Here is a 17,683-nt window from a genome sequence, read left to right on the forward strand (position 1 = left end):
CCCTTGAGAGCGCCGAACCGCGCCGAGGTGTAGTCAAGGCAATCAGGGGCTGTGTCGCCACCGCAGTGTGCCTTCGACCAGATCGGCGTCCCAGCCCGGTTGGTCGAGGTCTGGCTCGAACGCGACGCCTTCGGCGGCATCCTCGACGTAGAAGCCCTGCTCGATTTGCCCGAAGATGAACGCGCCGGCTGAGCCGTGTCGACGGCGAGTGACCCACCCCGGGAACCGGGCCCGCGGCAGCTCCTCCTCGATCCAAGCTCGCGCCTCGGACGCACTGCCGTGCTCGGACACCACCAAGGTGCCGACCGTGTCGTCGTCTCCGATGCCGACCGCGATCGATGCGGGAAACGCCCGCTCATCACCCGGGCGGCGGCCCGCCAGCTGATGCACCGTTCCCATACAGATCAGCATCGCACCGTGACCGCCGTCCGGCTACCGCCTCGGCGAGTGACCAGCCACTATGCACCAAAAGGTGCGAACATGTGTTCCGCGGTCAAGGTCGGTTGGGTGGCTGATTGCAGCGGGACGTGCAGATCAAGGAGGTGGCAGGACTGAGCTGGCTGGTGCGAGAGCGCGTCAGTGGGCGCGAATGGCGCGTCGAGACGAGCGATATGGCCTGGGAGGCCGGCGGCTACGACCCGGCGCGCTTCGAAGTTCACGTAATTGGCGAACGGGTGCTCGGCGCTCCAGACGGCTACCCGGACCTGACCTCCTCGGCGCTGCCGAGCGACAATCAGCCTAGCCAATGCGACTGCTGATCTGGTCACTCCTTGGTCATGCGACACGGAACCTGGCCAAGCGCTTGCCGGAACGGCGCGGCCTGAGCCAGCTCCCGCCCATGGCATTGTCGCTGTTCGTCCTCTTGCGCGGGAACACCACCTTCCGCCTCGGCGGTGGCATGCTGACGGAATGGGCAGAGGTCCGCGCCGTCAACGGGTCAAGTTCAGAACTGAGCCCGAGGGAGCGAGCACGCGCGAATTCGTGCGCCGGGAAGAAGTTGATCCTCTGAACGCGCGTGACGAGCATGGCAACCCGCTCCGCACGCTGGAGAACCGACGCAGCTGGCAGGCCGAGTCAGATCGTCTCGCCGACTGGATCCTCGCGCTGTATCCGGCGACGCAGCGGAAAATGACGGCTTTCGTGGTCCGATGCCCGGTCAAAGGCTGCCTCCTCGGCCGTGTGTACAGGCGCGGAAGTCCTAAAACCGGCGTCCGCTACCTCTGGCTCGGTGTCACATGGGCTGGCCGCGGCACCGCCGGGATCCTGAACTGGGCCTGGGACGGTGGTCGTGGCTCGAAGGAATTCATGGTCACTGGCTGCAACCACGGAACCGAGAACGTCGAGATCGGGATGCTGCTGAGCATGATGGAGGCGTTAGACTTTCCACCGCCGCTTACGCACGACGACTGGCTTCGGCACTACCCAGACGCGGTCCAACGTGGGTACGCGCGCCGAACGATAATCTTGCCCGAGGCGCACTGGCAGTCAGGGCCCTGACGTGGCGGTGCTCGGTGCTACCCTTGAGTTCACAACACCAGATCGCCTGCTCGAGCTACACGGGATCTAGACGGATCCCTGGCGACTGAGCGCCCCAGCAACACAGGTAGAGCGCCGGCCGTAGCCGCTTGGAGATGAGCACCAGGACCATCCCCTGGAGGGTCCTGCAAGCATGCTCACAAACGTCCTCACCGTCGCAGCCTCGGCGCTCGCGGGTTTGGCGATGTCGGCCTTCGGCTTCCTAAAGTACCGCGCCTACACGCGGACGGTCCGGCACATAGTCGACAAGCTGGGCGTCGACGGTCTCAAGAGCGTCGACGCGATCGTTCCACCGTCGAACCTTGCCCGGCCTGCTCCGGCGAAGACCGACGCTGGGCCACTCGCTCCGACAGCTGATCCACCCGCCCGTGAAGGCCGCGGCTCGGACGGGGGTGATGCGCTCCGCTGATCTTCGCCGGGCGGCGCCGCATCGAGCCCGCGCCCGGCTGCCCCCTTACCCGGCAGAATGTGCCAATGAACCTACAGAACGCAGCCTGGCTGGTGGCCATAGCCGGTGGTGGCGGGCTGGCCGGCTGGCTGGCGGGCGCCCGCTCGAAGCTCGGCGCGATCCGGCAACGTCGGCGAGACCGGCGGCTGCGCACCTGGAACGGCTACATCGACAGGGGCATGATCGCCAGCTGGTACGTAGGCCTCGTCGAGGAACCCACCACGCCAACCGCCCGTGTGGTCCTGGAGGTGCGCCAGGGCGGCCCGAACGGCAAACCGGACGTGAACCAGGCGCACGCGCTGCGCCAGCACATCAAGGCGGACGGGATGCTGGCGCGCGTACCAACGTCGGCCGAGTACGAGTTTCTGGGTGACCTGCACAAACATCGCGGTTACGGCAACGGCCCGGATGCCCGGCCGGTTCACTGAACCTGTGGCCGTCGTCTTCATCGCGGCATCCGACACCGGGCCTCGCTCGGCGGTGGACAGTGGATCGTGACAGCCGATGACGCGGCCTACTTCCGCTCCATCAACGGCGATCTTCGCCCATCACTGATCGCCACGCACACCCTGCGCGATCGCCCAACTTGGCCGAGGCCGCCCAGGAGTAGAGCCACCGAGGCGTCCCGGCCAGGAGTCGGCTGGTCATACGAATTGGGCCACGTCGTTTGACGGAGAACCTGGACTGCTGCGACAACATACTTGGTCGCTCCGCAGCTCGGACCCGGCGACAGGCCTAGATCGTTATCGCTCGACAGGCGCGTTCCTCTAAGGGTTAAGGCCTGTCGCCTCCTGCGGAAATCCGTGCGGTCCTGGCGCGGGTGGCCGTAGCAGGTGCAGCGACGCGGCCGGGTTTGCAGCTTGCTGGGAGGTCGTCGTCGGCGGTGACCCGGTGCAGGGTGGAGGCCAACACCGCAGACTCGTGTGCGATGGCGCGTTGCGGCGGGAGTTGGGTTCCGCTGGATCGCCTCGACGATCGAATGTGACGAAGACGCGGGCCGACGCGCCGAGGGGGAGGGAGCGCGCCGGCCCGCGGGCTTGACGCTACCTTGGCCGATACGCTCGCGTGGTTTTCGAGTCCGAGCGCGCGCATGAGCGCAAGGGAGGCGTCGGTGATCGCGTCGGCGTCGCCGTGTCCACCGATGCGCCACAGCAGCTCAGCCAGGGTCACACCGGATTGCTTGCCCATGGCGGTGAGGAACCGGGCCATGTTGGGCGCCCACATGCCGTGCAGGGTGGCGAGCGGTTGGTTGAGATCGGTCGCAATGACGACAATCTCAGGTCCGCTGTCGTCGATTCGCCAGAACGGGAGCGCGGCGGCGATGCTCCGCCACTCCTCGGCCAGCTCGCCGATTCGGCGACGGTTCGCACGGTATTCCTGCTCGGACTGGCTGACCATGGTCGTGCTCCTCGTGCTGGGTGTCGGGCGGGATCTTCCCCATCCCGCCCGACCTAGCCACGTTAGAACGCATGTTCGACTATGTGCAAGCTGGGTCGGCAGCGTCCTGGTCGTGGCGGGTTGCAAGGAGCCTCCCGTGGCGGTGACCGCTGCTGAGCTCAAGCTCAGGCGTTCAGGACGGGCCGGGAGAGGGCAGGCCTGGAGGTCTACCCTGACGCACTCGCGCAGCATCGCCGACCTGGTCGACGGCGCCGCGCTGGTAGCCGCGCGGGCCCGCCCGACGGTAGCCCTGTCCGCCGCGCGACAGGCTCGTCGTGGAAGGTTGGCGGCTGTCTACACTGCCGAGGATGGCACTTACGGGATCGGCGTTGACACGCCTGGTGATCGTGCGCGGTAACTCGGGTTCAGGGAAGAGTTCCGTCGCGCTGGCGGTGCGTTCGCAGCTCGGCCGGACCTGTGCTTTGGTCGCCCAGGACGTCATCCGCCGGACCATCCTCAAAGAACGCGATGTGCCCGGCGGCGCGAACATCGGTCTTATCTCGACCGTGGCGCGCTACGCTCTCGACGCTGGTTTTCACGTGATTGTGGAAGGCATCCTGCACGCCGAGCGCTACGGCGACATGCTCGCAGCCCTGGCCGCCGATCACCGTGGCCGCACCGGCGTCTACTACCTGGACGTCTCGTTCGACGAGTCACTGCGTCGGCATGCGACACGGCCACGGGTGAGCGAGTTCGGCCCGGAACACATGCGTGAGTGGTACCGCGAGCGGGACTTGCTTGGACTGCCCGGCGAGCAACTCGTCCCGCACGCCTCCGGCTTGCAGGACACTGTCGGGCGGATCATCTTCGACGTGTTCGACCAGCCCCAAGAACGGTACGCAGCCCCGGATGCTCCCGTCTCGCTGGCATCGCCGTATGTGAGTGAGCACCTTGATAGTTGCTCGGGCGTGTCGCGCCGCCTCGCCAGACCGGTCAGCGACACGCAGTGACGGATGCGGAATCCGACGCGGCAACTCGGGCTCGCGTAAAGGCTGACTGGTCCTGATCGCATGCGCGGACGAGCCTGCCTTGACGTGCTCTTGTTATCGATCTTCCCGCGACGACGGCGAAGCTGCCATTGTGGGATCACCTGCCGCCCGGCTCACCGTCTCCGACTTCGTTGTCGTTCTCGCTATCGGAGGAGGCCAACTGCGAGGACTCGGGTGCTGTGCCGTTCTCCCGTTCGGTGTCGGTCTCGACCGTGTCGATATCGGTTCGTGCTTCCGTCGGCAACTGCGTCAGGTCCACCCCATCGAATTCGACGCGCAGGCCGTAAACGGTGTCGTACTCGCTTGGGAGAATTTCCCAATGCATCGACGGTACCATTATGGGAATATCTCGTTCCAGGTTGGCGAGATAGGTAGCTGCCCTCTGCAGCAGCTCGGCCGCTGAGTTCCCGGCGAACTCGACCCAATTGCTGGTCCCGCGACGGAAGCCCGCAGTCCTCCACTCGGGTTCTCTCGGCTCGAGCTCGTTGGAAACCATGACTGGTACAGGTGTAGGCATGGCTGCGCGTGCCGCAGCAAGACTCGTACGCATCGGGTCCGAGGAGAGAATCGAGTAGAACAACGTCTTCGTCATTGCGGCCAGCGGAAGATATTGAGACTCATCGAACTCACGTGGCGTGGAAGCCTGGCTGTCGAGCGCCTGCTGGGCGTCCCGCTCGAACATGTTCAAGCCGTGAGTTGTCATGTTCCGGAGTGGAGCGCGGGGATTCGCCTGGGCGGCTGCCGCTGCGGTCTTGGCAGCCTTCCACCCCAGGTAATAGGCGAAGCCTAGAGAGTGCTCGGCCACGAGCCGTTCAACGGCCTCGGTCAACCGTGGAGCGTGATTCTCAGACACTTCTGGCAGGTTGTGTCGCTCCAGTTCTCGCCTGAACCAGCGTGTCGCCTCGGCCACGAGGATCTCGTGTGCAAAGGTTAGCAGATCCTCCTGGCGCTGCGCGGTCATGTTCGCCGGATTTAGTCGCTCGCACAAATGTGCGTCCAGTAGCGCTCTTCCCTCGTCTGAGTTTGACCCGAAAGGGATCCGCAAGAACGTCCGGTGCGGGTAATACGAGGTGGTGAGTTTCGGCAATTCAAGTTTATCTGGGTTGCCACCTGCTTCCGACCATGCTTCCTCGAAGGAGGGCGGATCCCAGACAAATGCATTCGACGGCGTGCTGGAATCGGGAAGGACAAGTCCAGCGCCTTGGGCTTCGTTGATCAACGGTCCGATACCGATGCCGGAATGGAACGGGAAGGGGTGATGCCACTGATCCATTGGTGGCATCGGGTCAACCTGGGCTGCGAAGCGCAGCAGTGCCAGGGTTGTCAGTTCGGCCCGCACTGAGGCTAATGGAATCTCGCCTCTGCGTCGCTCCTCCAGGAAGTCTGTCCGGATCACGTCCCGCTGGTGGCTGTGCCACAACTCGAGACCCCGCTGGTAGCCCTCCCGGAGCTGCCGCTCCTGCTCTTTCCGTCTCTGTTGCTCCACACGGCGCTGCCGAGACTCCTCAGTCTCTGGCGCCACGACAGCCGCAGCCCGCTGCATCAACTTCGGATCGCAGTCCACGCACTGCGTAGCCCTACCCGAAAGCACATCGCTCAGGCTAGACCGGCTACGAAGACGAAGCGGCTCGCCGCATCCACCGCACTGGACGTCTGGCAGGACCGCCCGCACCGCCGCGGCGGCCACCACGTTCGCCTGCCCGCGACCACGGGTATCGATGCTCTTCACCGACGTCTCCCAAGTGGGTTCACCGTACTGATCGACGCCCGTCAATGACCAATACTGCACGCCGATCTCCACCAGTTCGGCATCCAGACCAGCGATGGGCTCCACATCGAGCTTGTACTCGCCCGGCAGATCCACATGCACCTCAGCTCACTCCTCGTGACAGCCGCCGTAATCGCGCGAAAAACCGTAGCCCACGAGGCTAGCCCACGCCGTGCAGGCGATCGGCAACCAGCTCTCTCGGACCGACTTCACCTGCGGGCGCTCCCGAGCAGTGAGTGATCCGCCCGGCTTCGCCAGCCTCACTGGAAGACTCGACGTCCGGTCTGGCGGGACGCGAGCTCCGCTCCAACTGGAGCGGAGAGGATCGCAACGTTTCTCGCCGCACGGTTTCAGCTCTCATGAAATTCGGTTCTGGGTGTCGAGGTCCATAGGGAGGACTATCTGGCCGCTACTGCCGAGGTCACACGATGATGCTGGCGGCCTATCGTCGCTGTAAGTGATCCAACAGCTCGTAGATTTTGGCGACCATCGTTTCCGGCCGTCCTTGTGCGACGTTGGTGTACCGCTCGTATCCGGGTTCTTCGGTGAACGAGAACAGGTACCGTCCTTGCTCGGTGTCGTAGAACGTGCAGCACTTGTCCGCGGTCGTCCGATAGCCGTGAACGCCGTCGCGGAAGCCCGCGTAGATCTGGCCACCGCCGGTTCGAGGCAACGCCGCGAGTTCCAGGATGCGGCGGACGTCTCGCCGTGCTGGTTCTCCGCTGATGGCTTTGCGCAGGTCGGATTCGGGCACGGACAATGCCACGCCCTGCCCCGCTGTGACGTCGGGTAGCTCGGCGATCAGGTCTTCGGCAAGAGCGTCTGGCCTTGCCGGGCGAAGCAATACTTGCCCGCTGGAGGGTACGAAACACGCGAACACGGCGTCCCTGCCGCTGGCTGCGACGTGCAGGACGTAGCGCATGTTCGGAGACTCGACGATGGCTGAGAACTCCCGTCCGCCGCGTCCGAGCACGGTCAGTGTCGCGCTGAACTCCTCGCTGAGCGAGCCGCCCGCGAGCAACCCTTCCGCGGCGAGGGTCTCCCGCACGGTGCGCCGATAGGCGAGTTGCTCGTCGGGGTTTCGCCAAACCGCTTCGGGTCTGATCAGGGGCGGCAGTGCCACTTGTGCAAGTTCCGCGCCGAGGGCGAGGCAGTCGACGGGAATGATGACTTCACGGTTGATGATGCGCATGGTCTGCGGCTACAGACCGATGACCGGCGGTGTGGTGCGGGGCAGTTCCCCGACCAGAGCCGCGTCGGGGTCGTCTTCGAGCAGGTACGCCGGGCGTTGGTGTTCGATGTCCTCGTCACCTTCGCCTTTGCGCCCAGCGGCTCCGGGGCCGCCCATGCCGGATGCGCCCGTGCGACCTGGTGTTCCGGCGTTGCCGCTGACGCGGCTGCCCGCACCCGGTTCGCCGAAAGCGCCCGCGCCGGAACCTTTACCGCCGCCGAGGTTCCCGCTGCCCGAGCCGGGAGCACCCGAACCGGGGCCACCTGTGCCGGAGCCAGGGCCGAAGCCACTGCCGGGGCCGAAGCCGGTTCCGGGGCCGAACCCGCCCGGCGTCCAGTTGGCGTCGCCGTAGCCGCTGCCGGGCGCGGGGATTCCAGGTGGCATTCCGCCTGGAGGGAATCCGCCGGGGTTGTTCGGTGGGGTGTAGCCCGTCGGCGCGGTGCCGGTCGAGTGCGAAGGCGGGGTCTGATCCGGTGTGGGCGAGGGGTTCGGCTGCGCGGGTCCGCCGCTGTTGTGCGGGCCACCGCCGATCTGTGACGGGCTGCCGCCGCCGGGCACGGGGGTACCACCGGAGCCGCCGCGGATGTGTCCCCCGGTGTCGCCAGGACGACCGGGACCACCCGGCGGGCCGCCCGGGTCCGCCGGGGGCGCGATGTCCACCCCGCCTGGCGGCAGGCCGAGTGCGCCGTAGTTCGCTTGCGCGGGCCAGCGGCCGGAATTGTCGGCCGACTGCCCGTGATAGAGACCGTAGTCGGCCACCACCTGATCGGCTTTGGCGTTCCACTGCTGAATTTCGTTCGAACGATTCGACATGAACGACAAAGGGGTGTTGCTGACCCAGTCATCCTGCGGTTTGTTGCCGAGATCCCCGACGGCCGCAACCTTGGTGTGCAGGTCGTTGAAGGAGCTTCCCTGGCCGGTGTAGAGGTTCTGCGTCTGCGTGAGGTGCTCGCCGCTAACGTGGGAGGACTGCACCAGCGGCCCGGCACCGGCATAAGCTTGGCCGGCCGCGTTGCCCTGCCAGTGCTCACCCATGCCACCCTGCAACTGCAGCATGTCGTCAGCGATCTCCTTGTGCAGCTTCGCCAACTCGGCAGAGCTGTTACCACCGCCGTACATGTCCTTCGGCCCGTCGCCGCCGTTGACCAACGCGATGATCTGCTGCGGGGTGTACGCCATCACGAACCGCCCTTCAGCGTCGCGATCGCCGCCTCAGCAGCCTTCTGCGTCACCGAACACGGATCACTATAGAGCGGCGAAGACTTGTCGAACGACGAGTTGACCACCATCTGCACCGTCTCGCTCACTCCGACCGACATCTGGCAGCCACCCTTGGAGCGATCATCCGTAATCCCGGCGAACACCGCCGGATACCCGGAAACATCGGGAGCGACTTTGAAGTAACCGGAATCGTCATCCTGATTCGAATAGGTGTCACTCAAACCGCCACCACGGATGAAACTAAAGGAAATACCGCTGTAGTTGTCATCCTTCCACTGACAGATCTTGAACTGGCCACCGAAGGGCTCGCCAGCTTTTGTGAGGTTGGCAACTTGGCTGGCTTGCGCAGGATTGAGAACGCCGCAGGGGTTTTGTTCGTATTTGGCCGCGTCCAGTGGGTTGGTCACTGGCGGTGCGGTCAGCTTCGTCTTGCTCGTCCCGGTGGCGGGACCGGCCGTAGACGGCGAGGGGGTCGCGGTGCCGCCGGTCGAAGTCGAGCATGCCGCCATAGTGAATCCTGCGGCCACCAGGACACTGAAGATCGTCGCCCGCTTCATCGCTGCACTCCATGCTTGCGCACGGTGTCCGCCGTGGCCTGGTCTCGCTGTTCGTACTTCTCGATCGCTGTTTTCAACGCGTTGGCGTAAGCCCTGGCGTAGTCCCGTTGCTCGGTGACACTCGCCACGTAGGCGTCGGCGTGCGCGTCGGCCGCCTTCTTCTGCAAGAGGCTGCCCTCATCCTGGGCAGGCGGACGCAGTGCCTTGAGGTGCGTACCCAAGAGCCGCGCCTGCTCCAGCTTGTCGGCGATGGACTGCCACTTGGGCAGGAATTTGCGCATAGCGTCGGCGTCCATCACGAAACGGCCACCTGATGCGGCGGCTGTCGCTGCCTCGTCCTGTTCATGCTGGCGCTTGTAGGCGTTCGCGGTGCCCATGTTCATGCCCTGGTCAGCCCGCTCGTCCAGCGCTTTGCGCTTCGCCAGCTCCTCCGGCGTCAGATAGCCCGGCGGTCCGCTCGGTGCGGGCTGGCCCTGTGTGGGCGGCCCTGGCGGTGTGGCCGTTGGCGTGTCCGATCCTGCGGGCATGACTGTAGAACCTCCCCGTTCCAGCCCCACGCCCATGCGCACGGAGCTTTCTCACCGTACTACGACGGTGATCACCCCGTGATCGGTTCCGCGCTAGGTGTGACCACCTTGACCATCTGGCGCAGTGGCGGGAATGTCCGTCAGGTCGGCGTGCTCGTGTCGCAGCTCACCAACGTGGACCAGCAGGAACGCGTGTTCGTGCTGGTGAGAGCTGGGCAGCGCGTTTGGTCAGCAGATCGTTCACCATCCGGGCATATGGTGGTTCATCGCGCCGAAAGCGCGGATAAGCTCACGAGTCTTCCAGCATTACTCGTCCACCTGCCGGAACCACTCCGGGTGGGTTTGCCGTGCGGCGGCGACCGGGGGATTGGCCCCTGTGGCGATGGTTCGCAGGGCGTCGAGGTGCTCGTTGAGCCGGAGCCGCCCTGCTGCTGTCAGCCGCAGCCACCTGGTGCTGTCCGTGGCACGCTCGGTCCTGACGTATCCCGCCCGCCGCAGTGTGCCGAGCTGACGCGATAGCGTCGACGCGGAGACAGCGAGCGTTTCCCGGAGGAAGGCGACACGGCACCAGCGCGTCGTGTCCAGCAGCGTCACGATGCCGAGCCGGGAGGGTGCAAGTAGCAAGGGATCAACCCGAGGGGCAGATGCCGTTATCCCGCGCCACCGCTCCGATGCTGGCACAATTCTTCTCCGTTTCGATTGTGTCTGTGAACAGGTTTGGTACCCGGTCGCACTATTCGTCGTCGTTTCCGCGATAGACGCCAGTGCTAGAGACGTCGGCCGACGTGCCGACGGGGGGGCCTGCGGTTCGTCGACCGACTCGTCTTGGTGCTGGCCTGTCCATGGCTCGTCTTTTGTTGACTGGTAAGGCATAGCGCAGGTTGGACAGGAATCCTCGACCCGCGTGGCTGGCGGTGTTGGCCCGGCGTCGTGCACACATCGACGCTGGCCGCGGCTCAGGGTTCTGACTGTCGGACCCGACACTCGCGTGCCCTCGTCTCTGCTCAAAGGACGCGGGGTGTCTTGGCGAGGACCGACGATGTTGTCTCCGGTGGGAGTCGGATCGCAGGTCAGCATGGTGTTGCACCAGGTTGCGGCCAGTATGGCGTTGCCTTGGCTACGCTCATGAGCGGCAGCAGGGAGTCTGCCAGCCCAGGAGCCGCTGCAACGAGACAGCGCGATCGAGTGTTGTGCGGCTTCCCATCGGCGTCGACAACTCGCGCACCCGCCTCGCGGGCGATGATCGCGCCAGACGCGGTGTCCCATGGACGATCGCCGAACAGGATGCAGGCGTCCAGCGTGCCATCGGCGACCCACACCAGGTCCAGCGCGGTAGAGCCGAATCGCCGAAGTCCACGGGCCTGAGCTGTTACTTTGCCGTCGACCTCGGCGCAAAGCCGGTCTCGGGTTCCGGCGTCGGGGCCGCTGCCGTAGTCGCAGAAGCCGACGAGCGCCTCATCAAGGTTGTGAGCGGATGAAACGGTGATCGGCTTGCCGTCTCGGAAGGCTCCATGTCCATCAGCAGCCCAGTAGCGGGTTCCCAGCGCGGGAAGGGCGGTGACGCCCAGGATGGGCTGGTCTTCGCAGACCAGCGCGAGGGCGATCGCGAACAGCGGGTTGCCGTGCGCGAAGTTGATGGTGCCGTCGACCGGGTCCAGCACCCAGTGCGTGGTCTGGTCGCCGATGGCGCCGTGCTCTTCGCCGAGGAAACCCACGTGAGGGTCCTTCGCGAGCAGGAGGTCGCGAACGATGCACTCGATGTCCACGTCGGCGTTGGTCACGATGTCGCGGTCGCCCTTGGCGCTGATATGGAGTGGCGTGCGTTTGAGCAGGTACTCCACGGCGAGGTCGACAGCTTCGTGTGCTGCGAACAGAGCAGACGAGAGGTCCGAGTGAGTCATCGGACGAGTTCGGATTCTCGGAGCGCCGGCCCGCGGGCAATGACGAGCCGAGGCGCTGTGCGCTCGCTAGGCAGGGGGAGACTGACAAGTCCGTCGACTACATCCGTCAGCGTGCCCTCTCGTTGCCAGGTGACTCCGCCAGCGTGGTCGGCACGGAGCCCGGCGGCGTCGGTGACGTAGCGGACGCGCAGCGCGTCGACCCAGCCGTCCGGCCACCTTCGCAGTCCGTTCACTTGGATCACTACGCCGTCGCGGATGACCGGTTCGAACTGCCAGCCTGCATCGTGAAGCTCCGCCAAGCGTGTGAGTTCCGGAAATTCAGCCATTGCGGCGACTACGTCGTCCATGGCTGCCCCTGCTCGTCAGCCGCGGCCGATTGCCCGAAGCGACGATCCGAGTGATGCTCGTGGAGTTCGGTCATCGTCATCCTCCAGTTTTCGTTGGTGCGGCGCGGCAGAACGGTCGGCATAACGTCAGCGGGCACGCGTGTTCTCCCAGAGCAAGATGTGCAGCCGAGTCGAGAGGTTCCAGCCGCGGGCCAGGACCGGTTCTGACAGCTGGCGCATTCTGGCCAGGACGGTCTCGCTGTCGGTTCCTTCCGGCATGACCCAGATCGGGGCGAGTTCGTACGCTGTGGCCAGCTCGTCGATTTCGTCCAGGTCGTCGACGCTGGCAGCCACGAACTTCCAGACTGCTTTCCCGCTTGCAGAAAGGGATTCGATGGCCGTGGGGCGAATCCGCCGATGACGACGTAGTCCCGAGTGTGCGAGTTTCGGTGAGACGTTGAACCGCGAAACCGCTGTGATGATGCCGGTCGATGGTGCGATGGTGCCCGAGGTCTCGAGCTCGATTTCGGTGGCAGCTTGACGATCGCGAATCCCGCGCACCAGTCGCTCAACGGAGCGTTGCTGCAGCAACGGTTCTCCGCCGGTCACCACGACCACGCCAGGTTCTTCGCTGGCGAGCCAACCCACGATGTGTTCGATTTCTACGATGCGCTGTTCGGCGGTGAGGTTATAGCGATCACCGTCGTGGGTCTGCGCGCTGTCGCACCACGTGCAGGATAGGTGGCAGCCGAAGAGCCTGATGAACCTCGCGTAGCGACCGATGCTCGGTCCTTCGCCTTGGAACGTCGGCCCGAACAGCTCGTTGATCACGATGCCGTGCTCGGCGTCCTGCATGGATGGAAGCTTCATCGTTCGCCAGCCGATCCGTAGGCTGCCGTGTTGTGCCTCGTTTCGTGCACAACGACTTCGCCGACAAGCGCGCCTGTCGTGTGGGGCAGATGGGCAAGAACCTGCTGGCTTACGCGGTGCAGTACTACCGCGACGGCTTCCACTGTTGGCCATGGCAGGTCGCTGGCGAGGCTCTCGGCCGGGGAGTGAGGGTCGGCATATCCAAAGCGAAAGACTTTCGTCTTGGCCTCAGTCAACGGTGTCAGGAGTACGTCGCCGCTTCCGAGCATCGTGCCGTGATCGAAGTAGGTGTCGATCCAGCGGCGAATTCCGGCTTTGAGCGCACCGAACTCGACGATGGTCGCGTCCTCGGTCAGGCCTGGTGCTGTGACTGAGACGGCGACTTGCCACGAATGACCGTGCAGGCTGGCGCACTTGCCGTCCAGGTTCGGTAGACGATGTGCGGTCTCGAAGGTATGGACGACGGCAATGCGATGGCGCGGCTTCACACTGGGAGCGAGATCGAGCTTTTCGGGCGTCAGCTTCTTCACCTCCACGAGCCGGATGAGTCGGTTACCGCTCAGTCAACGATGGCCGCTCATCAAGATCCAGAGCGTGTGCCTGGCGTCGATCAGGCGTAAATGAGGCGTTGGGCGCCTGGACCTGCGAAACGGTCGAGCGGCGGCGTTCACAAGCGGTACGCGTACGGGCGCCCGCCGAGCAGCACACAACCCGGCTGTGCGCCGCCTTGCCGTCTTATCGCCTTCAGCGTGCCGGCCAGCAGCTCGTCCAGCTCGGCTTGTGTTCGTCGTTCGTGCAACCTGGACAGATGCGAGCGCGCCGGCTTGGCTGGTGACGGTGTTGTTCGGACCCGTTGCAGGCTTTCGATTCCGTGTCGGCGGCATCGCCAACTCGTCGGCAGGTCCGCGTCGATCGAGAACATCACGTCGAACTCGTGGCCGCGTGGGCACGAGAACAGGACGGAGACTCGCGCGGCCAACTCGATGTCGCGGTCGTTCTCCAGGCCGATATGCCCTAGGCGGTAGCCGCTGAGAGTTCGGGTCGACATCGTGAGACCTATCTGGTTGTGCGCTTCATCGAGCGCGTATCTCCGCCGCGCCCACGAAATTGGACCCCGTTCTCAGCCAAGATCCGGTGTACGAAACCGTACGAGCGCCCTGTCTCGTCGGCAAGGCACCGGATACTGCTTCCCTTCGCATATCGCTTCTTCAACGCGGCTCCCAGACGCGTGCGGGCGGAGCCAACAACCCAAGTTCCTTTCTGGCGTGCCGTCGTCTCCATCGTTTTCCTTTCCGGGAGGCTGGATAACGCAAGATTTCGAGTAGAACAGTCACTCGGGCGGCCTTGCCAGAGCGTTGACAAGGCGCTGATCGGGCGTTCCTAGGGCGTTGACTTGGCTGACCTGTGAGTTCCCAGGTCGGTTTCATGATCGGTCTGCATCTTGGATGAACTGCATAAGCGGTAAGCTGGCGGTGAGCAGAGTCGGGAGTGACGAACATGGCCACACCACGCGAAGAACTGGCGCTTCGACGGGAGTCTCTGGGCTATACCCAGGAGACTTTCGCGCACGAGATGGGCGTGGAGCTGTCGACTGTTGGGCGCTGGGAGCGAGGAGAGCTGACACCGCTACCGGGGCGCCGTCGCAGGCTTGCTGAGGCCCTCGAGGTGTCCTTGGTTGAACTCGATGGCCTGCTGAACCCGCCGTTAGGTGGCGGTCAGAATGTGTTGGTGAGGCAGCCCGATGCCGCGTTGAGTCGGCAACGGTATTCCGCCGCAGCAAAAGTGACACAGCAGGTCAGGAATGTCGCGGAAGCGTCGGTGCTGGTCTCTGGAGTCCATCACGCGTATCAAGCGGCGCGCTATACCGAAGTCGCTCGCATGCTGCCATCTGTATCCGATGCTTTAGTGGCTTTGAAACATGAGCGACCTTCAAACATCCAAACTGACTTGCTCAGCTTGCAATGCAGTCTGGCCGTCGTCGAGGCGAAACTGGCCACCAAAGTCGGCGATGCCGACGTCGCCTGGACCGCGGCTCAGCGGGCTCACGACTTCGCAGAGCAGGCTGACGATGAGTTCGCACTCGCCGCCGCGGCCTACCAAACGACCTGCGCGTTGCTGAGAACAGAAAACTCAAGCGCACCTGATACGAAGCGATCCCCGGACGCCGAGCAGGTCGCGGTTACGGCCGCAGAGGCGATCAAGGGTGACGATCCGCAGAGCTGGACATGGCGAGGCGCTCTGAACCTGATCGGGGCGGTCATCGCTGCGCGCCGCGGCGACCTCGTCGAGGCTGACCGGCGGCTCGCTGTCGCTGATGACCTGGCGTCTCGTCTCGGGCAGGACGGCAACATCGGATGGACCGCCTTCGGGCCGACCAACGTCTCTATCCACCGGCTATCCGTGGCGATCACAGCGGGCGACACGTATCGGGCGTTGTCGGTGGCCGAGCGGATCGATGTGACCGCGATGCCGGAGGGCTTGCACGGACGTCAGGCGCAGTTCCACCTCGACAGCGCCTGGGCGCATGCGCAGCTCGGTGAAGACCCACAAGCGGTGATCCACCTGCTTGACACCGAGCGGGTAGCCCCGGAACTCATACAGGCCAACGGCAGCGCCCGGCTGCTGATCCAAGATCTGCTCACGCGTGAGCGCCGGCGTGCCGTTCCAGGGTTGCGTGGCCTCGCGTTGCGTGCGGGAGTGGCTGCGTGAATCGCGAACCACGGTGGCTGTACCTGGTGGCAGCGTCCGCACCACCTGTGCTGCGGATCGAAGAGTTCGTTGCGGCTCTGCACGCCGACGGGTGGAAGACCTGCCTCATAGCCACTCCGACCGCGGCCTCGTGGGTCGACCTCCCCGTGCTCTCTGCGTCCACGGGCTGCCTGGTGCGAGTCGAAGCGCGGCGCCCAGGGGAATCGGACTCGATGCCCCGCGCGGACGCTGTGATCGCGGCGCCCATGACGTTCAACTCGATCAACAAGTGGGCCGCCGGCTTCAGCGACAACCTGGCACTGGGCGTGCTCAACGAGATGCTCGGATCCGACGTCCCGATCATTGCCGCTCCGTGCGTCAAAGCCGCACTGCGCAAGCACCCTGCCTATGGCGAAAGCGTGGCGACACTGGGAGAGGCGGGCGTGGAGATGCTGGACCCCGATGCTGTGGGCTTCCGGGCAGACGATGGCTTGATGACCCTCGACTGGCGCCAGATCAGCGAGGCGCTGAAGGTTGCCTCGGATCGCTAGCGGCTTTGGGGTCGGTAACGCTCGGGCTTCTTCTCCAGCCGCATCTCCCGAGAACTCATAGAGCCGTGTCGAGGTGTTGGCGGAAGGGGACGGAGTGGCCTGTTCCGGCGGATGGGGCGGGGTCTGCTCACCGGCCCAGCGCCCACCACAGTGCTTCGTCGGCGCCGCTGAAGAAGTCGCGGCCGTGGAACTTGTCGCCGCCGAGATAGACGCGGCCGGTGATCATGTGGTGCTCGGCGTCGGCCTGCTCGGGCGTCGGGCGGCGGTCTTTGCCCCACTCGGTGCGGGTGCCGGGAGTGAACTCGGCTAGCCCTTGGGTCCAGGCCAGAGCGTGGATCTGGCCGCCGACGTAGTCTCCGCTGTCACAGAGCTTGTACAGCTCGTCAGCCTGCTGCATGATCTCTCCTGCTGTGCGCAACGACGACTCAGGGTGCGCGATGCCCATCGCCTGAACGACCGCCAGCGTGTCGGCATGGGCGTGTTCGACGATGTCCAAGGCGATGCAGCCGGGCCAGGGGTAGGGTTTGCGGCCGCCGGTCAGCCAGATCTCCGGCGCGTCAGAGGTAGAGCCGTTGCGCCAGAGTTGAGCGTAAAAGCTGCCAGTGCCCTCGTCCCAGCCCCAGATGCTTTGGTGGTCCCAGCCGGACAGATCGACCGCGTCGTGCAATGGCTGACCGGGGCGGGCGGTGTGGTTGCGGGAGTAGTCGGGGGCGCTCATGGCGATCAGTTTGCCCGTTCCCGAGCAGTCGAGGGCGGCAGCCCGTCGGTGGTGGTCTGGATGGGCAGGACGGTCTGGTCGATGCTTACCGGAACCGGGGCTAGTTGTTCCCGTATTCGGGCTCGTCGGGCAGGTAGTCGGCGGCTGGTGGTCTGTCTACCGCCTATGGCCGTCGAGTTGCTGCAGAGCACAATATGCCGGTGCTTCCGTCGCTGACCGACCTCCGTGTCCTGCTGACCTACCTCGTGGAACGAGGCGACGTGCTCACGTCCGACGAGTTCGATGATGCGCTGATGCAGCTCGGCCGAGTCGACGGTCCAGCACTCCTCTCGTGGCTACACGGTTGCTCGCTGGTCACGGCCGACGATCTGACACGGTCGGTCGGAGAGGTGTGGTCGATGGCTGAATATCCGGACGCGATGCTCAGTCACCGGCGGTGGTTGGAGCTGTTCGCCAAAGCCGGCTTCACAATCGACGGACGGGCTGCCATGCGTCCTGCAGAGCCTCTTCTGTTGTACCGCGGGTCTGTGCCCGAACGTCGTGCCAACTGGTCCTGGACCGACTCGCTCGAGACCGCCCTGTCCTATGCGAACGACGGGATTCGCGGGCGCCAACCGGGCAAGGTATGGGCCGCGATGGTCGCTCCGGAACGCCTGCTCGCGCGCAATACTGGCAGGGACGAGCACGAATACGTCATCAACACCGACCAGCTCATGATCGCTGAGTACCGAGCGCGGACCGCGCGGTAGCGATCGAACCAACGACCGCTCGGGTGTAAACCGAGCGGTCGTCGTTAGGCGTGGGGGGCGCCATCTCTCGCCTAGGGCCTGTATCGAAGTCGGTTAGAGCCATTCGTTGATTGCGGCGATGTGCACGGTGGCCTCGTAGCGGACGGCGAGCTTGTCGTAGCGGGTA

General features: G+C 64.9%; 23 protein-coding genes. 8 read left to right on the top strand and 15 right to left on the bottom strand.

What is annotated here, in order from left to right; translation table 11 throughout:
* Nucleotides 1-42: 42 nt before the first annotated feature.
* Nucleotides 43-399 (bottom strand): hypothetical protein, encoded by a 357-nt coding sequence (locus ACFV15_RS22275; protein ID WP_378352492.1) that lies wholly within the window; start codon nt 397-399, stop codon nt 43-45.
* A gap of 128 nt (nt 400-527) precedes the next feature.
* Here ACFV15_RS22275 and ACFV15_RS22280 point away from each other — a divergent pair, with 128 nt between their 5' ends.
* The 4 genes from ACFV15_RS22280 (at nt 528) to ACFV15_RS22295 (ending at nt 2,412) form a co-directional block, all read left to right on the top strand.
* Nucleotides 528-758, top strand: a complete 231-nt coding sequence (locus ACFV15_RS22280) for a hypothetical protein (RefSeq protein ID WP_378352493.1) — start codon at nt 528-530, stop codon at nt 756-758.
* 223 nt (nt 759-981) lie between these two features.
* Nucleotides 982-1,497, top strand: a complete 516-nt coding sequence (locus ACFV15_RS22285; RefSeq protein WP_378352494.1) for a hypothetical protein — start codon at nt 982-984, stop codon at nt 1,495-1,497.
* Between the two features lie 172 nt (nt 1,498-1,669).
* Nucleotides 1,670-1,945 carry a hypothetical protein gene (locus ACFV15_RS22290; protein ID WP_378352495.1) on the top strand — a complete coding sequence of 92 codons (276 nt, stop codon included), beginning with the start codon at nt 1,670-1,672 and terminating at the stop codon, nt 1,943-1,945.
* A 65-nt stretch (nt 1,946-2,010) separates the two neighbouring features.
* Nucleotides 2,011-2,412: a hypothetical protein gene (locus ACFV15_RS22295; RefSeq protein WP_378352496.1), complete on the top strand. Its 402-nt coding sequence runs from the start codon at nt 2,011-2,013 to the stop codon at nt 2,410-2,412.
* A gap of 346 nt (nt 2,413-2,758) precedes the next feature.
* Here the strand turns inward: ACFV15_RS22295 and ACFV15_RS22300 are convergent, their stop codons facing one another.
* On the bottom strand, nt 2,759-3,382 hold the full coding sequence (locus tag ACFV15_RS22300; protein ID WP_378352497.1) for a hypothetical protein: 624 nt from the start codon (nt 3,380-3,382) through the stop codon (nt 2,759-2,761).
* Nucleotides 3,383-3,729: 347 nt separating this feature from the next.
* Between ACFV15_RS22300 and ACFV15_RS22305 the strand changes: the two genes are divergently transcribed.
* Nucleotides 3,730-4,371, top strand: a complete 642-nt coding sequence (locus ACFV15_RS22305) for a kinase (RefSeq protein ID WP_378352498.1) — start codon at nt 3,730-3,732, stop codon at nt 4,369-4,371.
* Between the two features lie 136 nt (nt 4,372-4,507).
* Here the strand turns inward: ACFV15_RS22305 and ACFV15_RS22310 are convergent, their stop codons facing one another.
* The 12 genes from ACFV15_RS22310 to ACFV15_RS22365 all read right to left on the bottom strand — a co-directional run bounded on the left by ACFV15_RS22310 (nt 4,508) and on the right by ACFV15_RS22365 (nt 14,092).
* Nucleotides 4,508-6,280 (bottom strand): hypothetical protein, encoded by a 1,773-nt coding sequence (locus ACFV15_RS22310; protein WP_378352499.1) that lies wholly within the window; start codon nt 6,278-6,280, stop codon nt 4,508-4,510.
* A gap of 340 nt (nt 6,281-6,620) precedes the next feature.
* Nucleotides 6,621-7,370, bottom strand: a complete 750-nt coding sequence (locus tag ACFV15_RS22315) for an ESX secretion-associated protein EspG (protein ID WP_378352500.1) — start codon at nt 7,368-7,370, stop codon at nt 6,621-6,623.
* Nucleotides 7,371-7,379: 9 nt separating this feature from the next.
* On the bottom strand, nt 7,380-8,591 hold the full coding sequence (locus ACFV15_RS22320) for a hypothetical protein (protein WP_378352501.1): 1,212 nt from the start codon (nt 8,589-8,591) through the stop codon (nt 7,380-7,382).
* A complete protein-coding gene (locus ACFV15_RS22325) occupies nt 8,588-9,187 on the bottom strand; it encodes a DUF3558 domain-containing protein (protein ID WP_378352502.1) in 600 nt (199 codons plus the stop codon). Before ACFV15_RS22325 ends, ACFV15_RS22320 begins: the two co-directional genes overlap by 4 nt.
* Nucleotides 9,184-9,714, bottom strand: coding sequence for a hypothetical protein (locus ACFV15_RS22330; RefSeq protein ID WP_378352503.1), 531 nt, complete (start codon nt 9,712-9,714; stop codon nt 9,184-9,186). Before ACFV15_RS22330 ends, ACFV15_RS22325 begins: the two co-directional genes overlap by 4 nt.
* Before the next feature lie 306 nt (nt 9,715-10,020).
* Nucleotides 10,021-10,338, bottom strand: coding sequence for a transcriptional regulator (locus ACFV15_RS22335; RefSeq protein WP_378352504.1), 318 nt, complete (start codon nt 10,336-10,338; stop codon nt 10,021-10,023).
* Between the two features lie 446 nt (nt 10,339-10,784).
* Nucleotides 10,785-11,615, bottom strand: coding sequence for an inositol monophosphatase family protein (locus ACFV15_RS22340; RefSeq protein WP_378352505.1), 831 nt, complete (start codon nt 11,613-11,615; stop codon nt 10,785-10,787).
* A complete protein-coding gene (locus tag ACFV15_RS22345) occupies nt 11,612-11,962 on the bottom strand; it encodes a hypothetical protein (RefSeq protein WP_378352506.1) in 351 nt (116 codons plus the stop codon). Before ACFV15_RS22345 ends, ACFV15_RS22340 begins: the two co-directional genes overlap by 4 nt.
* Before the next feature lie 126 nt (nt 11,963-12,088).
* Complete coding sequence (locus ACFV15_RS22350) at nt 12,089-12,796, bottom strand: 7-carboxy-7-deazaguanine synthase QueE (protein WP_378352507.1); 708 nt, start codon at nt 12,794-12,796, stop codon at nt 12,089-12,091.
* Nucleotides 12,797-12,807: 11 nt separating this feature from the next.
* A complete protein-coding gene (locus ACFV15_RS22355; protein WP_378352508.1) occupies nt 12,808-13,341 on the bottom strand; it encodes a 6-pyruvoyl tetrahydropterin synthase family protein in 534 nt (177 codons plus the stop codon).
* Between the two features lie 137 nt (nt 13,342-13,478).
* Nucleotides 13,479-13,859, bottom strand: coding sequence for an RNA polymerase-binding protein RbpA (locus ACFV15_RS22360; RefSeq protein ID WP_378352509.1), 381 nt, complete (start codon nt 13,857-13,859; stop codon nt 13,479-13,481).
* 8 nt (nt 13,860-13,867) lie between these two features.
* Entirely contained in the window at nt 13,868-14,092 is a 225-nt protein-coding gene (locus tag ACFV15_RS22365; RefSeq protein WP_378352510.1) for a helix-turn-helix domain-containing protein, read from the bottom strand.
* Between the two features lie 216 nt (nt 14,093-14,308).
* On the opposite strand from ACFV15_RS22365, the gene ACFV15_RS22370 reads away from it, so the two are divergent.
* Both ACFV15_RS22370 and ACFV15_RS22375 read left to right on the top strand, forming a co-directional pair.
* The gene (locus ACFV15_RS22370) at nt 14,309-15,520 is read left to right on the top strand and encodes a multiprotein-bridging factor 1 family protein (protein WP_378352511.1); all 1,212 of its coding nucleotides are present in this window, start codon (nt 14,309-14,311) and stop codon (nt 15,518-15,520) included.
* On the top strand, nt 15,517-16,050 hold the full coding sequence (locus tag ACFV15_RS22375) for a flavoprotein (protein WP_378352512.1): 534 nt from the start codon (nt 15,517-15,519) through the stop codon (nt 16,048-16,050). Before ACFV15_RS22370 ends, ACFV15_RS22375 begins: the two co-directional genes overlap by 4 nt.
* Nucleotides 16,051-16,177: 127 nt before the next feature.
* On the opposite strand, the gene ACFV15_RS22380 is transcribed toward ACFV15_RS22375, so the two are convergent.
* Nucleotides 16,178-16,768 carry a hypothetical protein gene (locus tag ACFV15_RS22380; protein ID WP_378352513.1) on the bottom strand — a complete coding sequence of 197 codons (591 nt, stop codon included), beginning with the start codon at nt 16,766-16,768 and terminating at the stop codon, nt 16,178-16,180.
* 200 nt (nt 16,769-16,968) lie between these two features.
* On the opposite strand from ACFV15_RS22380, the gene ACFV15_RS22385 reads away from it, so the two are divergent.
* Nucleotides 16,969-17,517 carry a hypothetical protein gene (locus tag ACFV15_RS22385; protein ID WP_378352514.1) on the top strand — a complete coding sequence of 183 codons (549 nt, stop codon included), beginning with the start codon at nt 16,969-16,971 and terminating at the stop codon, nt 17,515-17,517.
* The last annotated feature ends 166 nt before the right edge of the window (nt 17,518-17,683 follow it).

The organism is Amycolatopsis sp. NPDC059657 (assembly GCF_042734395.1).
Lineage (GTDB): Bacteria > Actinomycetota > Actinomycetes > Mycobacteriales > Pseudonocardiaceae > Amycolatopsis.

Coding starts and splice junctions, on each gene's coding strand:
- ACFV15_RS22290 (WP_378352495.1), top strand. CDS start 1,670: ATGCTCACAAACGTCCTCACCGTCGCAGCCTCGGCGCTCGCGGGTTTG.
- ACFV15_RS22305 (WP_378352498.1), top strand. CDS start 3,730: ATGGCACTTACGGGATCGGCGTTGACACGCCTGGTGATCGTGCGCGGT.
- ACFV15_RS22275 (WP_378352492.1), bottom strand. CDS start 399: ATGGGAACGGTGCATCAGCTGGCGGGCCGCCGCCCGGGTGATGAGCGG.
- ACFV15_RS22370 (WP_378352511.1), top strand. CDS start 14,309: ATGGCCACACCACGCGAAGAACTGGCGCTTCGACGGGAGTCTCTGGGC.
- ACFV15_RS22300 (WP_378352497.1), bottom strand. CDS start 3,382: ATGGTCAGCCAGTCCGAGCAGGAATACCGTGCGAACCGTCGCCGAATC.
- ACFV15_RS22365 (WP_378352510.1), bottom strand. CDS start 14,092: ATGGAGACGACGGCACGCCAGAAAGGAACTTGGGTTGTTGGCTCCGCC.
- ACFV15_RS22330 (WP_378352503.1), bottom strand. CDS start 9,714: ATGCCCGCAGGATCGGACACGCCAACGGCCACACCGCCAGGGCCGCCC.
- ACFV15_RS22380 (WP_378352513.1), bottom strand. CDS start 16,768: ATGAGCGCCCCCGACTACTCCCGCAACCACACCGCCCGCCCCGGTCAG.
- ACFV15_RS22325 (WP_378352502.1), bottom strand. CDS start 9,187: ATGAAGCGGGCGACGATCTTCAGTGTCCTGGTGGCCGCAGGATTCACT.
- ACFV15_RS22340 (WP_378352505.1), bottom strand. CDS start 11,615: ATGACTCACTCGGACCTCTCGTCTGCTCTGTTCGCAGCACACGAAGCT.
- ACFV15_RS22360 (WP_378352509.1), bottom strand. CDS start 13,859: ATGTCGACCCGAACTCTCAGCGGCTACCGCCTAGGGCATATCGGCCTG.
- ACFV15_RS22295 (WP_378352496.1), top strand. CDS start 2,011: ATGAACCTACAGAACGCAGCCTGGCTGGTGGCCATAGCCGGTGGTGGC.
- ACFV15_RS22315 (WP_378352500.1), bottom strand. CDS start 7,370: ATGCGCATCATCAACCGTGAAGTCATCATTCCCGTCGACTGCCTCGCC.
- ACFV15_RS22350 (WP_378352507.1), bottom strand. CDS start 12,796: ATGCAGGACGCCGAGCACGGCATCGTGATCAACGAGCTGTTCGGGCCG.
- ACFV15_RS22345 (WP_378352506.1), bottom strand. CDS start 11,962: ATGGACGACGTAGTCGCCGCAATGGCTGAATTTCCGGAACTCACACGC.